At 43.7% G+C, this 21,388-nt stretch carries 15 protein-coding genes; 8 read left to right on the top strand and 7 right to left on the bottom strand.

Going from position 1 to position 21,388, the window contains the following annotated elements:
* Positions 1 to 51: 51 nt before the first annotated feature.
* Both NOM72_RS00840 and NOM72_RS00835 read right to left on the bottom strand, forming a co-directional pair.
* The gene (locus NOM72_RS00840; RefSeq protein WP_058264574.1) at positions 52 to 1,449 is read right to left on the bottom strand and encodes a HAMP domain-containing sensor histidine kinase; all 1,398 of its coding nucleotides are present in this window, start codon (positions 1,447 to 1,449) and stop codon (positions 52 to 54) included.
* Positions 1,434 to 2,105, bottom strand: coding sequence for a response regulator transcription factor (locus NOM72_RS00835; RefSeq protein ID WP_023469441.1), 672 nt, complete (start codon positions 2,103 to 2,105; stop codon positions 1,434 to 1,436). Before NOM72_RS00835 ends, NOM72_RS00840 begins: the two co-directional genes overlap by 16 nt.
* Before the next feature lie 379 nt (positions 2,106 to 2,484).
* Here NOM72_RS00835 and NOM72_RS00830 point away from each other — a divergent pair, with 379 nt between their 5' ends.
* The 4 genes from NOM72_RS00830 (at position 2,485) to NOM72_RS00815 (ending at position 7,629) form a co-directional block, all read left to right on the top strand.
* On the top strand, positions 2,485 to 3,333 hold the full coding sequence (locus tag NOM72_RS00830) for a hypothetical protein (RefSeq protein WP_255997367.1): 849 nt from the start codon (positions 2,485 to 2,487) through the stop codon (positions 3,331 to 3,333).
* Between the two features lie 3 nt (positions 3,334 to 3,336).
* A complete protein-coding gene (locus NOM72_RS00825) occupies positions 3,337 to 4,824 on the top strand; it encodes a hypothetical protein (RefSeq protein ID WP_255997365.1) in 1,488 nt (495 codons plus the stop codon).
* Positions 4,825 to 5,003: 179 nt separating this feature from the next.
* On the top strand, positions 5,004 to 6,713 hold the full coding sequence (locus NOM72_RS00820) for a hypothetical protein (protein WP_255997363.1): 1,710 nt from the start codon (positions 5,004 to 5,006) through the stop codon (positions 6,711 to 6,713).
* A 94-nt stretch (positions 6,714 to 6,807) separates the two neighbouring features.
* The gene (locus tag NOM72_RS00815) at positions 6,808 to 7,629 is read left to right on the top strand and encodes a BAR domain-containing protein (protein ID WP_255997361.1); all 822 of its coding nucleotides are present in this window, start codon (positions 6,808 to 6,810) and stop codon (positions 7,627 to 7,629) included.
* Between the two features lie 184 nt (positions 7,630 to 7,813).
* Here the strand turns inward: NOM72_RS00815 and NOM72_RS00810 are convergent, their stop codons facing one another.
* The 3 genes from NOM72_RS00810 to NOM72_RS00800 form a co-directional block, all read right to left on the bottom strand.
* Entirely contained in the window at positions 7,814 to 8,341 is a 528-nt protein-coding gene (locus NOM72_RS00810; protein WP_255997359.1) for a hypothetical protein, read from the bottom strand.
* Between the two features lie 227 nt (positions 8,342 to 8,568).
* A complete protein-coding gene (locus tag NOM72_RS00805; protein WP_255997357.1) occupies positions 8,569 to 9,129 on the bottom strand; it encodes a hypothetical protein in 561 nt (186 codons plus the stop codon).
* 75 nt (positions 9,130 to 9,204) lie between these two features.
* The gene (locus tag NOM72_RS00800; RefSeq protein ID WP_255997355.1) at positions 9,205 to 10,920 is read right to left on the bottom strand and encodes a hypothetical protein; all 1,716 of its coding nucleotides are present in this window, start codon (positions 10,918 to 10,920) and stop codon (positions 9,205 to 9,207) included.
* Positions 10,921 to 11,247: 327 nt separating this feature from the next.
* Here NOM72_RS00800 and NOM72_RS00795 point away from each other — a divergent pair, with 327 nt between their 5' ends.
* Complete coding sequence (locus NOM72_RS00795; protein WP_023469451.1) at positions 11,248 to 11,682, top strand: sigma factor; 435 nt, start codon at positions 11,248 to 11,250, stop codon at positions 11,680 to 11,682.
* Positions 11,679 to 12,512 carry a tyrosine-type recombinase/integrase gene (locus tag NOM72_RS00790; protein ID WP_255997353.1) on the top strand — a complete coding sequence of 278 codons (834 nt, stop codon included), beginning with the start codon at positions 11,679 to 11,681 and terminating at the stop codon, positions 12,510 to 12,512. The genes NOM72_RS00795 and NOM72_RS00790 overlap by 4 nt, the downstream gene beginning before the upstream one ends.
* On the opposite strand, the gene NOM72_RS00785 is transcribed toward NOM72_RS00790, so the two are convergent.
* Entirely contained in the window at positions 12,493 to 13,311 is an 819-nt protein-coding gene (locus tag NOM72_RS00785; protein ID WP_255997351.1) for a tyrosine-type recombinase/integrase, read from the bottom strand. The genes NOM72_RS00790 and NOM72_RS00785 overlap by 20 nt on opposite strands.
* Before the next feature lie 107 nt (positions 13,312 to 13,418).
* Positions 13,419 to 14,102 carry a hypothetical protein gene (locus NOM72_RS00780; protein ID WP_255997349.1) on the bottom strand — a complete coding sequence of 228 codons (684 nt, stop codon included), beginning with the start codon at positions 14,100 to 14,102 and terminating at the stop codon, positions 13,419 to 13,421.
* 505 nt (positions 14,103 to 14,607) lie between these two features.
* On the opposite strand from NOM72_RS00780, the gene NOM72_RS00775 reads away from it, so the two are divergent.
* Entirely contained in the window at positions 14,608 to 17,262 is a 2,655-nt protein-coding gene (locus tag NOM72_RS00775; RefSeq protein WP_255997347.1) for an immunoglobulin-like domain-containing protein, read from the top strand.
* 161 nt (positions 17,263 to 17,423) lie between these two features.
* Positions 17,424 to 21,350 (top strand): immunoglobulin-like domain-containing protein, encoded by a 3,927-nt coding sequence (locus NOM72_RS00770; protein WP_255997339.1) that lies wholly within the window; start codon positions 17,424 to 17,426, stop codon positions 21,348 to 21,350.
* Positions 21,351 to 21,388: the final 38 nt, after the last annotated feature.

Here is a 21,388-nt window from a genome sequence, read left to right as displayed (position 1 = left end):
CGTAAATCCGGTCGAAATGTTTCGTAAATGTATCATTTGTAAGCGATTACATCATGTTTGGTCGGCTAATCGGAAGGTGAGTGTGATACGTGTGCCACTCGCATCACTTTCCAGTGCAAAATCGCCGCCTTGTTCCTGCATCAAACGCCGACAAAGCGGTAGACCGAGTCCATTCCCGCTCGCCGTCGTCAGACTATGTTGCTCCTCCTTCCATTCGGTAAGGACAGCTGGATCCATACCAATTCCGTCATCTGTCATGAGAAGTTGTAAGCTCGTGTCCGTACTGACTGCTGCGAACGTCACCGACATCGCGTCACTGTACTTGACGGCATTCTCGAGAAGATTTAACAAGACTTGCTTCGTCTGATCCGGTTGTCCGAGCACGTAAATAGAAGGAACATCTTGTTCGACTTGAATCCCTTGTCCGTCAAGTCGAAGTTGCATGATGAATAAGGCATCTGCGAGCAAGGCATCGAGTGCGAACATCGTCGACGTCGCGTGGCGTTCGTTGCGTTGTTGTTTCGCCTGTTCAAGATTGTGTGAGACGAGTCGCAATAAGCGCTGGCTCTCGATCTCGATGTAGTGGTAACAGTGCGCTGCTTCGTCTGGCGGCAGCTTCGGAATTAACTCGACATAGCCCATGATCGCCGTCATCGGTGTTCGAAGTTCATGGGTGATGTGATCAATGAACGTCTGTTGGTCGTTTCGTTGTTGTTCCAGTTGTCCGATGTTGTGCTGAATCGCGTCAGCAAGCGTCGAAAAGTCCGCTGCCAGTCGATTCAGTTCTTCGTATGGATAGGCTGGAAGTGCGTTTGCATAATGCCCCTTCGTCAAGGCATGCGAGACGCTACGTAAATCGTCGATTGGTCCAATTAACGTCTTCGCCATCCGCCGCGCTGTCCAAACGGCAATCACAATCAACATCAGAAACACACCGGTGAAGACATAGGTAAATTGTCGAAGCAGTTCCGCTTCCGTCCGGAGATCGACGAGAAAGCGGACTGAACCGATGACGTCTGTCTCACCATACAGCGGGCTCGAGAAGAATAGCACAGGAACATCGGTCTCTTTGAGGAACAGATAACTCGATTTTCCTTTTAAGGCTTGATCAATGTCCCCTGCGAGAAGCGGTAATTGATCGCGCTCCGAATCGGCGAGTAGTTCCGCATTCGGTCCGAACAGTTGGACGCGCGCGTCAAACCGGTCTGCTAAGTATGAAGCGATTGGGACAGCCGTATCGGCGAGCGAGTCCGTCTCTTCGCTCGCGAGATAGTTCGTCGTATAGAGTTCTGCTTCCCGACTCAGTTTTTGGACAGACTCGACGGCGTTCTCATAGAGGTTCGATTGGATGAAGGCATAAAGAATCAAGAAGAGAACGAGTAGTGCCGGAACGAGGAGCAAAACGAAGTTTTCCGTGATGACTTGACGTAGCTTCATGCGTCGACCCATTTGTAGCCGACACCGTAAATCGTCTTGATCCGCTCCCCTTGCGCTCCGAGTTTCTTCCGTAAACGCTGGACCATGATATCGACGGCACGGGTCTGACCGGAGAAGTCAAAGCCCCAGACCTGTTCGAGCAGTTCGTCACGCTCGAAGACCCGTTTCGGATGGGTCAGGAAGAGTGCGAGCAACGCATACTCTCGGTACGTCAGCGGCAACGGTTGACCATCGAGACGAATGACGCGTTCTTCCGGATCAACCGATAAGAAAGGATCCGTCACGACAGGCATGGGTGGTGCGACCGTCTTTACACGTTTCAATAAATTTTTCACACGTAAGACGAGCTCTGTTCCATTAAACGGTTTCGTCATATAATCATCCGCTCCGAGCTGCAGACCGATGATCTTATCATTCATTTGATCACGTGCTGTCAGCATCAAGATCGGTAAATCAGGTGTCGTCTTCCGCAGCTTGGGAATCAAATCGAAGCCGGTCGTATCCGGGAGCATCAAATCGAGGACGATCAAATCAAACGTCTGCGTCTCTTGCAATGCGAGTGCCGTTGCCCCGTCCGCTGCCGTCTCGACCGTCTGACCATCGAGCTCAAGTTGTAGTTTGACGAGATGCCGGATGCTCGCCTCATCATCGATGACAAGAATATGCATAGGAATTCCTTCTTTCTGAACAGGTTTTTCTGTTCCCTAGCGTATCATGGAATCGTTTACACGATAATAATTAAAATTAAACACTAAAAAATATCTTTTTTAATTAACTATTGTTTTAAATAATCAATATAATTACCAATAAATTGATTTAAGAATATTTCACAAAATAAAAATAATATAACTTTGATCATCAAATCATTTATTCTTTTTTTAATTTCAACTGAATATTCACTATGTTTAGCTGTAATTTATCTTTAACCCTATAAAAAATATTTCGTATTTACAGATTATCGAAAAATCATTTACTTTTTAAGGTAAAAATACAGGAAATTAAATACTTATTTTTATAGAATTAGCATATATTGTTAGGAGGATGAACATGTTAAATACAACATTAAAAAAAGATGCAATTCGCAAATTAGAAAATGAAGTAGCTGATTATGAATTTGCTGGTAAAGAAACAACAACCGAAGCGATTAAACTTCATGAAACACGAAACAATTCAGTCGTTGTCATCGATAGTATTGAGCAATATGTTAACAGTCTTGCAAATACACCAAAAGAATTTGAAAAAGAATTAGAGGAAATCAAAGTTAACCTTTCCAGTTTTAAAGTACTCAGTGAAATTGAATATGACGAGAAAACTATGCTCAAAATTGCTGGTGGAGGTACTGCTGCCGGTGTAGCCGCAGGTGTAGCGACAGCAGCATTCGCGCCAACGGCTGCTATGGCGATCGCCACTACGTTTGGTACAGCGTCTACTGGAGCAGCCATTTCAGGTCTTAGTGGTGTTGCAGCAACAAATGCTGCTCTTGCATGGCTAGGTGGAGGTGCCCTTACTATTGGTGGAAGTGGTATGGCAGGTGGCAGTGCTTTATTAGCTTTGGCAGGTCCTATCGGTTGGACTATTGGAGCAGCCACACTGATTACCGGAGGTATTTTTGCAAGTAAGAAAAATAAGGAGGCTGCAATTAAAGCAGATTCAGAACGAATAAAGATTACAGCAGAGAAGAAAAAATTACAGGCAATTACTCGTGAAATCATAGAGCTAGATGGCGCAACAAAACGACTAGCAAATGAACTTTATATGATGTTCCATCAATTTACTCGCGGCGCACAAGACATTACATCTTATACTTCGTTCACATCTGATCAAAAGAATAAGTTACTTGCAATTGTTAATAATGCTCATAGCCTATCTGCCTTATTCATGAAAGCGATCGGATAAACCATGGACCAAACAATCAAAGATCAATTTATTGCTTCTGGTGTAGACGGATTCAATGCATTCAAACAGTCATATCTCAATAATCAAATTGATCAAATCATTAAAGATCAACTTAAATCTCAATCACAACAAGATATTAATTTTGAAAATGCATTAATTCATTTATCCAAAATGCGTCAGTTTCTATCTTCTCCACAAAACATTTTAGGTACGCTTCGAACAAAGCATGGAGAGGTTGCAGAGCACCTTGAAGTAAATGTAAGGAATGCAAAAAATACACTACTTGGATTAAATGCGGATGCTACATTCGATGGTGTAGGACGAACGGCACCAGAAGATTTCATACTAAATGGTGTCAAAATCCAATCAAAATTCATTAATGGAACAGGAAATACGTTGAGTCATGTTGCTAAGCATCTTCAAACATACCAGGACTCTTCTATTGATTACATGATTCCTAAAGATCAATTTGCTTTAATTGAACAGATACGAAATGGTATTGTACCAGAATCACTTTCAGCAAAGTCCGCACAATCAATTTTAAATAAAGTTAATAAGTTAGAAGCTCTATCAGGTCGTTCTTTCTCTGACATGTGCCATCCCTCGATTTCAAATTATGATGAGGTACAACTTGGTAAAGTATTTGAAACAGTGACTAATCATCAAGATGATATAGTCGATCAAAACCACGAGATTAAAAAAGAAATTGATCGTAAAGCGAAAGAAAAAACAAAAGCTACAAATGCTATGCGCGGTCCTTCTGTTGGAGAAGGATTAAAGGTCGCCGGTAGCGCTGCTACTGTAACAGCTTCTTTATCATTATTTAAAGGACTATATAGCAAGAAAAAAGAAGGAAAAGCGCTCTCCCATCTTAATTCGGAAGATTGGAAAGAACTCGGTTTGGATGCTGGAAAGAACGGTCTTCGCGCTGGAATAACTGCTGGATCAATCTATACTCTTACAAACACCACTGCCCTTTCGGCACCTTTTGCAGGAGCAGTCACAAGTGCTGCGTTTGGTATGACTTCTTTATTTAAGCAATACTACGCTGGAGAAATCGAAGCTGATGAAGTTTTAACTGAGGGACAAATTATTTGTTTTGAAGCAGGTGTTACAGCAATTGGTGCTGCATTAGGACAGACGCTAATTCCGATACCACTTTTAGGTGCTGTTATTGGAACGGTTGCTACTGATTTTATTTGGAAATTCGCAAAAGGAAAGCTTGGCCAGCGCGAAGAGGCTTTGAAAAAAGTGTTAGACGCTTATTCGGATTCTCTTCTACGGCAAATGGATTCAGCGTATCGCCAATTGATCGAAAAGATTAACGCTACTTTTTCACGTTATCATTCTCTAATTGACGCTGCCTTTGATATGGAAGCAAACTCAGCATCTATCGCAGCAGCTTCAATTGAATTAGCTGAAGAGTTAAACGTCCCCTCTTCCAATATCCTTCACAATCACGAAGAGTTAGATGCTTTCTTTTTATCTTAATTTTTGATTTTAAATTACATGAAAGAATAGCTTGAATAGTTGTTATTAAAGGAGATAAGTTTCCGAATTGAACACCGGATACTTACCTCCTTCTTTGATTTAGCTGAATCCAGAAGCTACAAATGATAAAAATGATTCGTTCTATACTTTCCCATATCAAAAATAGAATGAGGTGTTATATGAATACAATTGAAACGTACGGTATTATTCAAAATTTAAAGACTAATACACCTGCAGATACTTTAGAAAAATCACCGGTAAGGAGTCTGTTAGATCAATATCAAGAGGTCATTATTAGAAGTTTAATTACTTCATTTGGATTAGATCTTCTGTTCGTAAAAGATCGTCATGGCGGAGATGTCGATACTATTCATAACGTAAGAGCTATTCAAAAGGGTGATTCTCAATTCGAAGGGTATGCCAATAAGAACAATCAGTATGATTACGAAACCCAGAGTAGCTATGATAAATCAACATCTGCTAAATACCACAGTCACAAAAACTACATCAATCGCAACAGAGAAGGTGCTGTTAAAAAAGAACAAGGGATTTTACAGGATGCCTATACAGGAAAAAGAATTCCTCAAAATGAAAAGATTGATTTAGACCATGTCATTTCTGCGAAAGAAATTCAAGGAGATGCTGGTCGAATTTTAGCTGATGCAGATGGTGTTGAACTTGCCAATCAATCGTTGAACCTCAAGCATACGAATCGTTCAATCAATCGTTCGAAAGGCGCGAAGACAACGGAACAATTCACTGATTCACTCGATCAAATGAGACCAGAAAGACAAGAACGAATAAACGAACTTTCCAATCAGACTACACTCGATGATCGGGAGAAAAAGGAATTAAACAAACTTACTCAGTTGGAATCCGTTGATGCGAAAAGGATGGCAGCTGCAGAGAAAACAGCACGGGATAACTATGACAAGCAGTTGGAGAGTAAATATTACACGAGTACTAAATTTTTAAATGACACGATTCAATCCAGTTATGCACTTGGTATTAAGATGGGATTACGTCAGGCACTGGGTGTGATTTTAGGTGAGGTTGTAATGATCGTAAAAGCAGAATTACCACCTTTTATCAAAAAAATACGCGCTTCATTTGATTTACAATTATTTTTTAAAGAAACAGCACATATCGTAAAGAGCGCCTTTAAACGTATCAGTCAAAAATATAAAGAAATTATTCATGGATTTAAAGATGGTCTATTATCAGGAATTTTATCGTCGTTAGCAACTACCTTGATCAATATATTCGTTACAACTGCCAAAAATACAGTCAAGATCATTCGTGAAAGTTTCTCTACTATTGTGGAAGCTTTGAAAATATTAATACTTAACCCGCAAAACTTACCACCTGGTGAAGTCATGAAGTCTGTCGCTATCCTCATTTCTACCGGTGCTTCTGTGGTCTTAGGAACAGTTGTTGTGGAAGCTATGCGAAAGATTCCTGCACTCAACATTCCGATTGTCGGTGATGTATTAACGACCTTCGTCGGTGCTAGCGTCACAGGTTTAGTAAGTGTCAGCTTGATTTACTACATTGAACATTCGAAAAATGTAAAAAAGATCATGGATTGGCTAAATCAATCAAAGTCTTCAATGGATTACAAATTAGAAAACTTCAAAAAAATCAATACGGACTTACTTGAGTATGTAGCGACACTTGAAAAAATAGATTTCCATCATCTTTCGAAACGAGTTGAAATGACGCACGAAATTGCACTACAACTAACTGCCGCGCATTCCGATTTAGAAATCAACCGAACGCTAACAGATATTGTTCAAAAATATAACATTCATCTTTCTTACGACGGGACAATCGATGGATTAACAGATTTTATGAACGACTCTACTAGCACGCTTCAATTTAAATTATGATTTCTTCATAAAATCAAATCATCCTGTCATATAAAGTTAGGCGTATGATGCATACGTTTTAATAGTGCTTTAAATAGAAGGAGCTGTATATAACATGCCATTTTCGTTCATAACCAAAAAACTCAAATCAGAATCAAAAAGTATTAAACAAAAGGTACAGCAACTTAAAGCACCTCAGCAAATCGTTCAAAACTCTGAGGATGAATATAATAGGTGTAAAAGTAATCTGGTTCATGTCAAAAAAGAAACGGCAGAACAAATAGAAAAACTTGAAAAACTCGAGGTTAAAATTTTTAAAAGTTTTCAACGGTTTTCAAACGCATTTGAACAACTTAAAAACCGACCAGAGTTTGAACAAAAAGCGAATGAATCTTTTACTTTACCTAAACTCACTTTTTATGATTTCCAAAAGTTCAAAACATTTCAAATAGAGATTCATCAATATTTTATAGCTATATTGGTGATTCCCTTTATAGGCCAATTTTTAGCAATGGGCTCTATATTTAAAGAGTTAAAAAATAACTCAAATTTAGAAAAAGCTTTGGAAATTAAACGAGAAGTGAATGAAATTAATAGATCCATTAGAAAATCAATCGATTTTTTAATACGACTAGACGTACTGGCGACTAAAATGGAAATTCATCTAAATATGATTCACAAAATTTATCGCAAGCAAGTATACGAATTTGAAACTTTAGTAGCGCGTAATACGGATTATGCTTCATATACGCAAGAAGAAAAAATGCTAGTCGACACAAATATCAAGCTAGTTGCCATACTTTATAAGTTAATCAATCAAGAGTTGACCCAGCAAGAAAAGCAATCAAATGACGTTCCTGTTTTGTTAGATGATCAGACAAATAACTTGATTCTACAATCAGAACAAGCAGTGACAACATTACATCTCGTTCATTAATATTAAGTTTTATATACTATATGTCACTAAACTGTACGATGATGTGGAGTTACGTAGTTATATCCTTTCGTCGTGTATTCTGCAGCACAAGGTAGGATCTTCTAGTTTCACACCGATAAAAATAAAAGCATTTGTATCCATCATTAAAATGGACGCAGATGCTTTTCTTTTACGTAAAAACGATTCAACTCAGCTGTAACAAGGCTTCGATGTCTTGATTCATCCCTTTGTACAACTCATGGATCGAAGTGACGATTTCATCGTTGCTTGAAAAGGAGTCTTCGATGATTTGATTCGTATTATAGGAGTTCACTTGAAGATGATTTTTGAATGCAATCAAATAGGATCGCTGCTTTTCATTAAAGTACTCCGGTTGATATCTGACGTGATGCCCTATGCTTTTCACTAAACCATTCATGTCATTCAATAATTGTAGTACGTCCGCTTTACGCATATCTTTCTCTTGTAGTGTGGAAGAGGCGAGGACGTTCTCCACCTGCGCCCTTATCTTTTCATTGTATTCTTCATCTTCCGACAGAGTCGGAACATGTGAAGACAACTTTTTAAGGTTGTTGTGATAACGACTCGTTGTTTGATCCGGATCCACTTCAACATTTTTGTTGATGCTGAGAGCGCTATACGGATACATGTAACGAATGGCTATGGCAGCAACAAACAGTACGATGATTGCAATCACCGTATACCTCATCATATTCTTTTTCAAAATTTGCACCATCCTTGTTTATATAACTGATAGATTATTCAAAAATATACCATTCTTTCACAACTTTATAAAGCTAACCATATTAATTATTTAAGAAACTATTCCTTCAAGAAATAAGCCTATTTTCACCTCGTTCACTACAAAAAAAGCTACCAGACACCATCGATAGATGGCATCCAGTAGACTGTGACGTGTTCTATATTACGTACTCTCCTTCATCGATCCGTCGCTGAAACACCAAATGCGCGGACATAGCCTTTGGTATCGTAGTCAAACCACAGTAAGGCTTTTTTACTTACGTTGTAATAGTACGTACCCTTTTGGTCGAATCGGAGATATTCTTCTTTTTTAATTTGAAAGCTCATCTTTGCTGGGACTTCATCCTTTTGTAGCGTTTCGTGTTGACTCGGTTTCCCGAGCGCCTGTTTGACCTCACTCAGCTTGATTTTACGGTCGTTGAGCTGCGGTAACGTCATCAAGACTCCGACATGCTCCGGGTACTTCGTACTAAACCGAAAATCGGAATACAGATACGTTCCTTTCAACTTCCCGAAGACACAACAATCGGTCTGATCGACCCCATAGCTGGCGTCCTTTCCTTTAATCGTGAAACGATCATACAGCTTCGCCTTTGCCTCAAGCAAGGTTCCTTTTTCTGCTGCTGCGAATTGTTTTTTCAAGTACGCGGCATTCGACATCGTTTTCGCATCAACCGTCATTGGAACAAGTAATACAAGCACTAGTAGTAGTGCCATACATCCTTTCATCCATTTCATTCGATGTTCCTCCTTTGTCGTGGATTACCGTTACCCTAACACAACTCCTTCATTTTTCCAAATCCATCCATCTGTTTAATTTACATGAATCAACCGTGCTGTTCCTTTCGCGTCAAAGGCGAACTGGCACGTCACTTGTCCGATCCGATATTCGTAGACGCTGCGAATCGCGTACGTCGCGCGCGTCGTTTTGCCTTCGACGACGCGTTGCGAGTAGGACGTCGCATACGTTTCCTTGAACGTTGGTTTCCCGAACACGGCGCTGACTTCTGCTTTCGTCAGCGTCCGTTTCTCAAGCGCTGGTGCGAGCGTGACGAGATCGATCCGATCGATTTGACTGCCGAAGCGCGGATAACGGGCTACAAAATGACGACCTTTCCACTTTCCGTTGAGAACCTTTTCTCCTGTTTGAACGAGGCTACCGGACGTACCTGTCCACGAGACATAACTAGCTCCGACGCGTGGTGATCCTTCAAACCCTTGCTTCTCTTGCATCGCCTGCTTTTGACGTTTCAACCAACTGCTGTCGGAGACAGTCGAGAGCTTCGGTAACGGGCTGACTTTTCCTTTGAGTGTCGCAGTGTAGCCTCCGTAGGATGCTCGTAACATGTAGGCTCCTGCTTTTTTCCCGTACAGTTTTCCGGACGAGACGCTCGCGATCGTTGGTTGATCCGAGACCCACTTCACTTTTGCCGTGACTTGTTTTTTCTTGCCGTCTGCTTGCGTGACATTGAGAAGAAGCGGCTCAGGTGATCCGACCTTCACTTCCTTGAAGGAAGACGGGATCGAAAGCGCGACCGGTCGCTCGACGAGCAGGCGACCATCGTACATGTTCGTCCGCTCACCACCATCGGCATTCGCGATAAGGTAGCGGGCTCCTTTCGTCATGCCGAGCACCGACGAGTAACTGACGGAATCATCCCGATCCAGCGATGTCTCGATCCGGTGACCGTTTTTCTCAAACAAGGCGAAGTAACCGTCCCGTCCCGTATACAAGGCACCGATGAACTTCCCACTTTCGTCGACCGCGATATCTTTATACGTTCCGGTCATCCCCGTGATGAACTGCGAGGAGGTACTTTCCTTGAATTGATGTGCTCCATCATAGACATATAGACGGCGGTCATTCGCCTTCGCGAGTACGAGTGTGCCCTCGCGTCCCATCTCATAGGCGGCGTAGCCGGATGGATGCGTGAGACGTTTCGCGAGCGTTCCGTCTTTCTCGTAGACGTCAACGCTTGTCTCACGGATGATCGCTAAATAAGCAGTCGACGTCCGAATCGCTTTTGCTCCTGTCGTCTCTTGGACAAAACGAACGGTTGTTGTATCTAAATCGTAAACGGCTGTGTGCTCGACCCCCTCTTGTTTCGCACTCACAGCAAGTAGATGTGAGTCTGGGAAGAAACGAGCACGAGTGAACGACTGGAGCGTTCCTGCAGGTGTCTTGATCTGATCGATGACGCGCAGCACGTTCCCTGTCGCGTCACGTACCTCAAGCACTTGATCCTTCACAAAGACGAATCGTTGTTGATCGTCCGAGACCGTGAAGTCTTGTATCGGTGCTCCTTCTTCAGTCGATAGTACCTGTAAGTCACGCGCTTGCTCGAAATCGAAGAGTCGTGGTGCTTCATAAGTCCCCCACCGCCAGACGCGTGACTCATTCGGTACGACTTGAAAAGCGGATGACGGAGTGAGTGACGTGACGAACGGAATTTTGACTTCTGCCGACGAATGGATCGACGTTGCAGAATACAATACGGTCGCAGCAAGACCGACGATCAATTTTTTCATATGTAGTTTCTCCTTTTTAGTAGTGTCTTATTCATAAGTATAATGAAATTCTCAATATTTGCCTTCTTTTTCCAAAAATAAATCTTTTTTCGAACACGTTCGAGGATAAGTAGAGTTATCCTCGGCTTTCAACGTCACTTTTTTGAATCGTGCCAACGGTTTTCTCATCTTTTACGATGCGTTCACCCTTAAATACAGAAAAAATCCTCTTTTTTAATCGAAAAAAACCGCATGAAATCAGACTACTGTATCGGATAACTCTACTTATACTGAAACTACCGCGGAATACATAGCAGATATGCATATCTCGTCAAAGGACTCCCTCCGATGAATGAACTTCTTCGCAATTGGCTCCCCCTGATTAACTCCCTGCTCTCCCGCCTGTCGATCCACCCAAATGAACAGGATGAATGCCGGCAAGCCGCCTTGCTCCGACTTTGGAAATCGATCGAGGACGGGAAGACGTTGACCGTCACCTTCGTTCGGATTCGCGCGAAAGGCGCGATGCTCGATTACCTGGCGACCCGTAACCGGACGCTTGCGACCGAAGTCGTCTCCGACGCGTTACCGGAACGCCCGCGTACCCCACATCTGTCGTTCACCTACCTGATGAATGAACTCAAGCGAGACTTATCAGCGACGGAGTTCACGTTTCTCGAGTCCTTGATGAACGGGACGGAAGAGACGCTCGGGTACTCGCACGCCCGGCTCCGGTCCTTGAAATCCGAACTCCGTAAGAAAGTCGAGTATTTGCTCGGATGATGGCGTTCTATGAAGAACGATTATTAACGTTGATCGAACAAGGACCCTACAGTCCATTGACGAAAAAAGCTTACCGCAGCGACGTTCGTCATCTGTGTCGCAACGTGACCCGAATCGATGTTCCTTCGTTGCAACGGTACGGTACCTTACTGCGAACGTCATATGCTTCGACGACTGTCGCCCGTCGTCTCCACGCCCTGTCGACACTGTTCGACCAACTCGTTACTGAACGCGCCTTAGCACACAATCCCCTCGCGCAAACGAAACGTCATCCCCCGATTGCCCGTCGACGCCCCCGCTTTTCGTATGATGAGGTCCGGTCCGTCCTCGAACGGATTACGGACGAGACCATCTACGCGTTCTGTTTCTTACTGCTCCATACGGGACTTCGTTTCGCCGAAGCACATGCTTTACGCCTGACGGATATCGATTGGGACACCAAGCAACTATTCGTTCGTCACGGAAAAGGAGGACGTATGCGTCACCTGCCGTTACATGACGAATTGCATCGCGTCTTATTGCGTTATCTTGAGACAACATGCGTCCCTTCGCAGGAATTGTTTTCAACGGAGACGGGTCGTCGCTTCCCGGCAGAACGGATTCGGTCGACGTTACGCGAAGCGAGTCTAACGCAGCTCGGTCGGATTCTCCGTCCGCACGATCTTCGGGTGACCTTTGCAACCACGCTCTACCACGAACATGAGACGGACGTATTGACGATCATGCGTCTACTCGGTCACCGGGACGTCCGGACGACCCAACACTATATCCTTCCTTCCAGCGATATCGACCGTGCCTCGGTCAACCGACTCAAGCCGACAACGTATTGAGGATCTCCCGGATTCGGTTCGTACGACTCCGGATATAGCCGACGGTCGTCGTCGGATGCGCATGACCGAGTAAGAGCTGAATCTCAACGATCGTACAACCTCCTTCATGATGCAGATAGGTCGCATATGCGATCCGGAGCGCATGCGGGCGGAGTGGTGCGCCGCTCAAGCGCAGGGCGGTGTCCCGAAGAATCACACGTGCCGTCTGTTCATGCAGATAGCGTCCGGTCACGGACTGAAACAGAATGCCCTCTTTGCGTTCACCGAGGAAATGCAGGAGACGGTGCGACAGCATCATCCCGATCGGAATCGTCCGCAGGCGACGCCCCTTGCCGTAACGGACGAACAGTGTATGCGTCTCGAAATCGATGTCTGTAACGGATAACAGGCGTGCCTCAGTGAAGCGGAGACCGGTCTGGCAAATCACTTCGAAAAATAAACGGTACATCGGGTCTTCGATGCTGCGGACGATCGACAGCCCTTCTTGTAAATCATGGTAAGTCTCGTCGGGAAAACGTTGGTGGGTAATCGGTGACACGTCATGCAGTGGATTCCGTTGCAACCTCCCAGCTCGGACAAGCACATTCCCGAGTGAGCGCAAGGCATGGAATCGCCGCAGGATCGTCGACGGCTGATAGCTCAGACGCATCTGATCGAAGTAGTGCTGGAGCGATGCGATCGACCACGAGACACCGGCACGTTCCATATGCCGGACGTCACTACGGTAGGCTTTGATCGTCGGTTTTGCGAACGTCGGATGTGAGATGAGATATTCGTGCAAGTACTCGTCGTGTTGCATGGGAATTCCTCCTTCAGCCAAGTAGTTTCATCTGCTCAATTGCATCAGTTTCTGACCTGCTTAGACAACAGGAGTCCATCTTTTGCTAGATGGACTCCTGTATGTATTCATAGCGACGTATGATCAGCGACGCGATACGTTTTTTTCTTGTAGTCGTAACTCATGAGGACCATCTTCCGTCCACCCGTCGAAGTCGGGAAAACATACGTCTTATAGGATGACTTCTCTGCACCGATCGCAGCGAGTTCCGCTTTCGATTGAATCGACGACCAATCCGTCGCCTCGATTCCTGTCCACTCCCCAAGTCCTGTTCCAGAAAGAATCGCATCGAGTTGCTTCGCTGTCATTCCTTCTTTAACCTTTGCGCCCTTTGCCAGCTTACGTGTGCTTTCACGTGCGGCAGATTTTGTATTTTCACGATAAATATCAAACGATTTTCCAGTCAACCGATAGACCGAACTGTTCTTTTTCGTCATAAAGACGAGTGACGTATCGCTATCTCCGTTCTTGCCATTCGTGAAGTAGTAGAACTTCGTTTTTTGACCGTACGAGATTTCCGTCGACTCGGCTTGTTTCTTCAAGACCGTACTGCCACTCTTCTTCACCAGTTGTTTTTTGTAATCTTTACCGTATAAGACTTTTGCTACTTCCGTCATCGTCATACCGGTCTTTAAGTTCGTGTACTGCGTCGTATACTTCGTTTCCTCTTTCGTAGCAGCCGATGCACTTCCAGCACATACTGTCGCGCCTGCGATCATTGCTGCAAGTACCGTTGTTGTCATGCGTTTCATTCGATCATCCTCTTTCTTCTATTCATTTCATGAATACATCATTCATACCTCATCTCATTATAATGGATTTAATGGTTTTTTCTATCTATTTTTCCTTTTTAGTTTTTATTTTTACATTTTTATTCAATTTTTATCGTTTTTTCATGACCTTTATTTCAAAATAATACTCAATTCATACACTGGACGACTGAATTTAGTACTTTTTGAAAATAAAAGAAACAAGTATGTAATATATTTGAAAATTAGACCAAAATTACTATTCGTTGAAACTTTATGAGTATATGTTCCTTAAATTGTTGAATATTAATTACATGTTTTAAACTAACCTATACCAATGATTCAGGTCAATTGACCTATATTAGATGCCTAATAAATACCATTTAATATAATTATGTTAAAAATATTACATATTTTCCATAATAAAAGGGTAATTTTATTTTATACACCTGAGATGCACGTTCATCCATGCACACTTTAGTCTATTGATTTAGAGGAGGTTGTATTGATGAAAAAAGGGTTGGCAATTGTTCTGAGTCTTCTTCTCATTCTGTCCTATGGGTTGACCCCATTGGGTGCTTCTGCCGCTTCTTCGAGTAGCGTCAAGACCGTCTACTCACCGAAGTATCTCGTTCACTACGGTGGCGTGAAGTATGCCAAGAAGAAATTGACGTATCCAAAATCCGTCAAGGTCAAGCTCTCGAACGGGAAGTATGCGTATCGATCCGTCAAATGGAGTAAGGTCAGCTTTGATAAGAAGTACATCGGAAAGAAACAAAAGATCAAGGGAGATGTCTACGGTACATCAAAAAATGCGTATTGGTATGTCAAAGTCAAAAACTATCCAGCGAAGGTACTTGCTCCGAATGTCATGACCGTCGGAAAGAATCAACCAGCGAACTTGCCGACACGTCTTTCAACGATTTTCGAGGGTGGACAACGCTACTCGTATCCGCTCAAATGGAGTAAGGTCTCAACAGCTTCATTCGGTACGAAAAATCTGACGTATTCGACAGTCGGACGCAACCTCGAAATCTACGGGGCTGCCAAGCTGAAAGTATCCGATGTCGTCCAGTCGATGCAGAAGTACTATCTCGTCTCGTACGGGAAAAAGATTCGGGCAACCGGCAAAATTCTTTATGAAGCAAAAGGTATGAAGAGCTACCTCGTCATTACGGATAAAAAGACAGGTGAGAGCACGAAGATGTATCTCAAGCTCGACAAAAAAGGTCACTACTACGTGACAAGTCAGGAACTCGCACCAGGAGACTACACGGTCTACATCCTGTCGGGTTCGAAAAAGACGAAATCCGTCACGATTACGATCAAAAAACCGATCACGGAACCAACGGATGAACAAAAACGGGAACTGCTTCAAAAGTTACTTCTCGTCATCAACGTCTCGAACCCCCTATTAAGTGACATCGAGTTCCCAGAAGTCGATGGTGTCTCGTTCGCGGTCGATTCAGACAACTCAGCTGTCTCTAGCAGCGGAAAAGTCACGCGTGGCGCGACCGATCAAACCGTCAATTTTGCGATCAAGGCGACATTCGGCGGTGTGACGGAAAGCAAATCGTTCTCGAACATCCTCGTTCCACGAAAAGATTTATCGGATGAAGAGTTGATCGACTTCACGCTTCAGAACTTCACAATCGCCAATCCACTCAAAACGAATATCACATTACCAACGGCTGAAGGAATCTCGTTCTCGCTGATTTCGTCGAATGAAGCCGTTGTCTCAAGCAGCGGAATCGTCAAACGCGGAATGGAAGATAAACAAGTCGACTTGACGTTACGCGCGACGAAAGGCAGCTTGACGAAAACGAAGAGCTTCCCGAACATCCTCGTCCCGAAAGTCGACAATGCGACAGATAGCCTGTTGCAAGATTATCTCGATAAACTCGATATCAAGAGTCCAGTGACGAAAAATATCGTTCTTCCAGCACTTCCGGGTGCTACGGTTTCCATCACATCAACTAGACCTAGCGTCATCTCAGACACAGGTGTCGTCACACGCGGTATGACGGATCAAACCGTCTCGATCGTCGTCTCGGTCACAAAAGACGGTATCACGAAATCACGTGATTTCTGGAACTTAACGGTTCCAAAACAAGATGCAACGACAGATGAATTACTTGATCTTTACCTGTCTGGTTTGACAATTAGCAGTCCGTTGACAACGAACTTGTCGCTCACACCACCAGCTGGTGTAAACTTATCAATCAGTGCGTCAGACCCAAATATTTTATCGAACTCAGGTATTCTGACTCCACCAGATGTCGATAAAACGATTTCTGTGACGGTTACCGTCTCTAAAGACGGCATCACGAAATCACGGACGTTTACGAATATTCTTGTGCCACTCAGTCTTTCAGCAGAGCTAGATGCTGCGCTGAATGCAATCAATCTGAATCTATTGAATTTAACGGGTAACGTCAATTTACCAAGCAGTTCGAAAGGAATTGCAGTTCAATGGACTTCAAACAATCCGGACGTCATCTCGAACGACGGTGTCGTGAAAGGTGCATTGAACTTACAAAACTTCACGCTCAAAGCAAGCGTCACAAAAGGTGGTATCACAAAAACGAAAACGTTCGCAGGAACAGTCGCAGCTAATCTGGGATTATCGTTTAAAAATGATATCGCTAAAATCAAGTCGAGCGTCGGTACGCTGAACGTCGGTTACAACCTCAACCTTCCGACTTCATTGAATGGCTCAGCGGTTACTTGGACGTCGAGCGCACCATCATTATTAAGTAGCACAGGTGCCATCTTGAACGACTCTAGTTCAACGCCATTCACGCTGACAGCAACATCTGGAGGGACGTCAGAAACGTTGAATCTTGCTATTCAACGCCCTAATGGCGGTCTACTCGGTGGGTTACTTGACTTACTTGGAGACGTTCTGAAACCGGTCCTCAATGGTCTCACTGGGAATCAAGATACCGTCACACTACCAGAGAAATATGGCGGTATTGGCTTATTAGGTATCGGAGAACGTAAAATCACTGGATGGAGTAGCTCTCATCCGGATCTCGTAACGATTCAAGGAAATAACTTGACGCTTAAACGAGATGACTATGATCACGTAGTTGTCCTCTATGCAAACTTCGAAGGATTTAGTAATCCAGTTCCAATCATCATCAAAGTTTCAAAACGTTAATGATGTGCGTTTCTGTTTAAACTAAATATGCGGTGAACCTAGCTTCTCATTAGGTTCATCGCATATTTTTCTACTTTTCTTGTCTACATACAACAAGGGAATTTCAACACCTGAGAGCCAATCATTTGCCTGGACACTACATTTTCTAGGGAGGTTTGGTCATGCGAAAGAGTCTCATCGTTCTTCTCTGTCTGTTGCTTTCCTTCCCCGCCTCATTTCAATCCGTTGTTGCCGCTAAATCAAGCAGCGTCAAAAAAGTATACCGTCCTGCATCAACTGTTCACTATGGCGGTGACGTGTTTGCGGTCAAACCTCTTTCTCCACCGAAGACCGTCCGTGTCAAACTTGCAAACGGAAAAAAAGTAAAACGATCCGTAAAGTGGAGTAATGTGCGCTTCGATAAAAAAATCATTGATCGAAAACAAAAAATAAAAGGAAATGTTTCGGGAACGTCTAAGAGTGCCTACTGGTACGTCACGATTAAAAACTATCCGAAATCAATTCTTCCCCCCGTTGTAAAGACGGTCGGGAAAAATCAATCAGCCAAACTTCCAGAACGGCTATCGACGATTTTCGCTGGTGGACAGCGCTATTCGTATCCACTCAAATGGACACGTACGACGACAGCGTCCTTCGGGAAGAAAAGCGTGAAGTACACAGCCGTTGGACGCAACGTCTTGATTACCGGAAAAAATACATTGCGCGTCTCAGACGTCAAACATGAAAACGTGAAGTATACGCCGTTTGAAAGTGGTCGCCGACTGCTGGTCACCGGTCGGATCCTCTATCCGGCAAAAGGTATGACACATCACCTGTACCTGATCGACGATAAAGACCGTGTATCCATGTATCCACTAAAACGTGATCGCCAAGGATACTTCCGGATCGAAACGAATATGTTACCGGTCGGACGCTATGATGTCTCGATTTTAAGTGGATCGCAAAATGCAGCGCCTTCCACTGTGACGATTCGCAACGTCGTCACGCCTCCAGCACCGGACGACTCAAGAAAAATCCTGAAGGCATTGCTTGCAGGAATCACGATTCCAAATCTGCTCCTCCAAAATATTCAGTTTCCACAAATGGATGGAGCCACATTTAGCATTCGCTCCACAGACGGCAATCTATCGCCTACCGGACAAGTCACTCGTACAGATCAAGAACGTGACGTCGCGTTCACGATCGTCGGGAAGTTGAATGGCCTTGAAGAAACACGCTCCTTCTCGGGCATCACGATTCCGAAACGTGAGCTAACGGACGAGGAACTGATTGACTTCACTCTCGACAAATTCAAGCTTGCAAGTCCATTGACGAAGGACGTTCAGCTGCCGCAAGCAGAAGGTATAACATTCCAATTAGTGTCTTCAAACGAAAAAATCGTCACACCGGATGGTAAAGTACGCCGTGATCTGACAGATCAACTCGTCACACTCACGTTAAAGGCTTCAAAAGGTAGTCTCGAAAAATCACGTCTCTACTCGAATATCACTGTCCCAAAAGTTGACAATGCGACGGATTTATTCTTAGACGATTACTTGAGTCGTCTGACATTCCCAAATCCTTTAACAAGGGATTTAGTCTTACCTGCCGCTACGGGAACGACACTTTCTCTGACCTCTTCTCTTCCAGATGTCCTCTCGTCGACGGGGAAAGTGACACGTGGACTGACCGATCAATCCCTCTCATTTCTTGTTTCGGCGACGAAAAACGGCGTGACACGTACACGTAGTTTTTGGAACTATCAAGTCCCGAAACGAGATACGGCGATTGACGAACTGTTAGCAGATTACTTGAACAAACTCGATATCCCGAGTACGTTGACGCGTGACGTAAGTCTTCCGACAGTTGAAGGAATTCAAACGACACTTTCTTCAACCAATACATCCATCCTGTCAAATACAGGACAAATCATCCGTGGTCAAACGGATAAGATCGTCTCATTAACAGTCATTGCGACAAAAGACGGCGTAACTAAATTACGCACTTTCTCGAACTTGATCATTCCAAAGAAAGAAAACGCGACGTCCGATCTGCTTGATGATTACTTGAGAACGGTCGAAATCCCGTCACCTTTGACAACTGATTATTACTTGCCGACCCCGATGACACCGGGAATCGATACCTCTCTCTTCTCAACAAATACAGCTATCCTCTCAAATACTGGAAGCGTGACACGCGGTCTGACTGATCAGATTGTCTCCGTGACGGTGACGGCGTCAAAAGACGGAATCATTCGTAAGAAGGAGTTTCCACTGATCACGATCCCAAAACAAGAGGTGTTACCGGATGCCTTGATCGATACTTATTTGGATCAAGTCGAGATTGCTAGTCCGTTGAATCGAAACATTCAGTTGCCTCTCGCACCGGAAGGAATGACTGTATACCTGACCTCTTCTCAACCTGATATTGTCGCAACGTCAGGCGTTATTAAACAAGCAGACACTGCTCAAACTGTTACGGTCAGTGTGACAGCTATGCTGAATGGTGTTTCAAAGACGAGGATGTTTTCAAACCTCTCAGTACCCGCACGTCCTCTGACAGTCACAGAAGAACTGACGAATTATTTGAATGGTGTTTCGATACCGAAATCACTTGAAACTGATCTTTCATTGAATCCACCTGCAGGAATAACCGTTAGTGTCGAGTCTTCCGTTACTTCGTTGTTATCTAGTACCGGAATCCTGACACGCGATATCGTAGATCGAACGACTGATATTACGGTCATCGCCTCGAAAAATGGGCTATCGCTCTCTAAACAATTTGAAAAAATTTCAGTACCGAAACGTGGATTGACGGATACCGAAGTACTACAAAAATACCTCGACCAACTATCAATTCCTTCTTTACTCAATGATAATCTTAATATCCAGCCACCTACTGGAATTGAAGTTACGTTATCTTCCGACAAAACGAATGTACTTTCAAACGATGGAATCGTCATTCCAGGTATTAAAGATGAGCTCGTCTCACTTAAAATAACTGCTAAAAAAGGAAGTTCTACATTACAGAAAACCTTCTCTAATTTAGTGGTTCCACAGGCAGGTTTATCTGTCAGGGATCTATTAGAGTCATATCTTAAGAACCTCACCATTCCGACTAAATTAACAGAAAATCTAGTGATTCAACCTCCTACAGGAGTAAAATTATCCCTCTCGTCTGATGATCCAGGTGTATTATCGAGTAGCGGAGTCATCGTTCGAGGCGATACGACCAAAAACATTGTCGTCACGGTTCAAGTAGAGAAAGATGGTGTGACTGCTGAAAAATCATTTCCTGAAATTGAAGTTCCATGGACTCTAGAAGCGGAACTAAATCAGGCAGTGAAAGATCTCTCCCTCTCTTCACTAACAGATTTGAAATTACCACTCAACTTGCCGACTGAAGTCAATAAGTTACCGATCAAATGGACCTCTAGTAATACCAATGCCATCACAAATACAGGTACTATCATCCCAGCAGTTTCTTCACAGGCGTTTACGTTGACGGCATGGATCACAAAAAACGGCGTTCTAAAAAGTAAGACATTCAATGGAACGATTGCCGGAAATCTCAGTCTGATCCTTAAAGAAGATCTCGCCCGCATCGCTACTGCTAGTCCGACGCTGAACGTGTATCTCGATTTAAAGTTACCTAAATCGTTGAACGGTTCACCTCTTAATTGGTCGTCTAGTAACGAAAGTTTGATGACAACTTTAGGTAAAGTGCTAGTGACTTCAAAGATAGCCCCATTCACACTTTCAGCTGCAACCGGAAATACATCTAGCAGCTTATCGTTATCTACACAAGACGTTCGCACCTCCTTATTAAGTGGCTTACTCAATCTTTTAGGAAGCATCGTCGATCCGATCGTCGATTCACTCACATTAGGAAAATCAGCATCTCTGCCAAAAAGTTACGGTGGTGTTCTTGGCATTGGAGCAAAATCCATTGACGGCTGGACATCCTCTCATCCAGACATCGTGACGATTCAAGGAAATCAGGCTGTCGTAACGCCAGACAAGTACGAACACCTCGTCGTCTTGTTCGCAAAGTTCGAAGACGTGCCTAAACCGGTACCATTCCTCATCAAGGTTCCAGCAAAAAAATAAGATTTCTTTTCCCTCTGTATGTTTTTCAGTACAGAGGG

It is taken from the genome of Exiguobacterium sp. LL15 (assembly GCF_024436095.1).
GTDB classification, from domain to species: Bacteria; Bacillota; Bacilli; order Exiguobacteriales; family Exiguobacteriaceae; genus Exiguobacterium_A; species Exiguobacterium_A indicum.
Note: the sequence above shows the minus strand (reverse complement) of the source record. Positions and strands in the feature narration are given on the sequence as shown.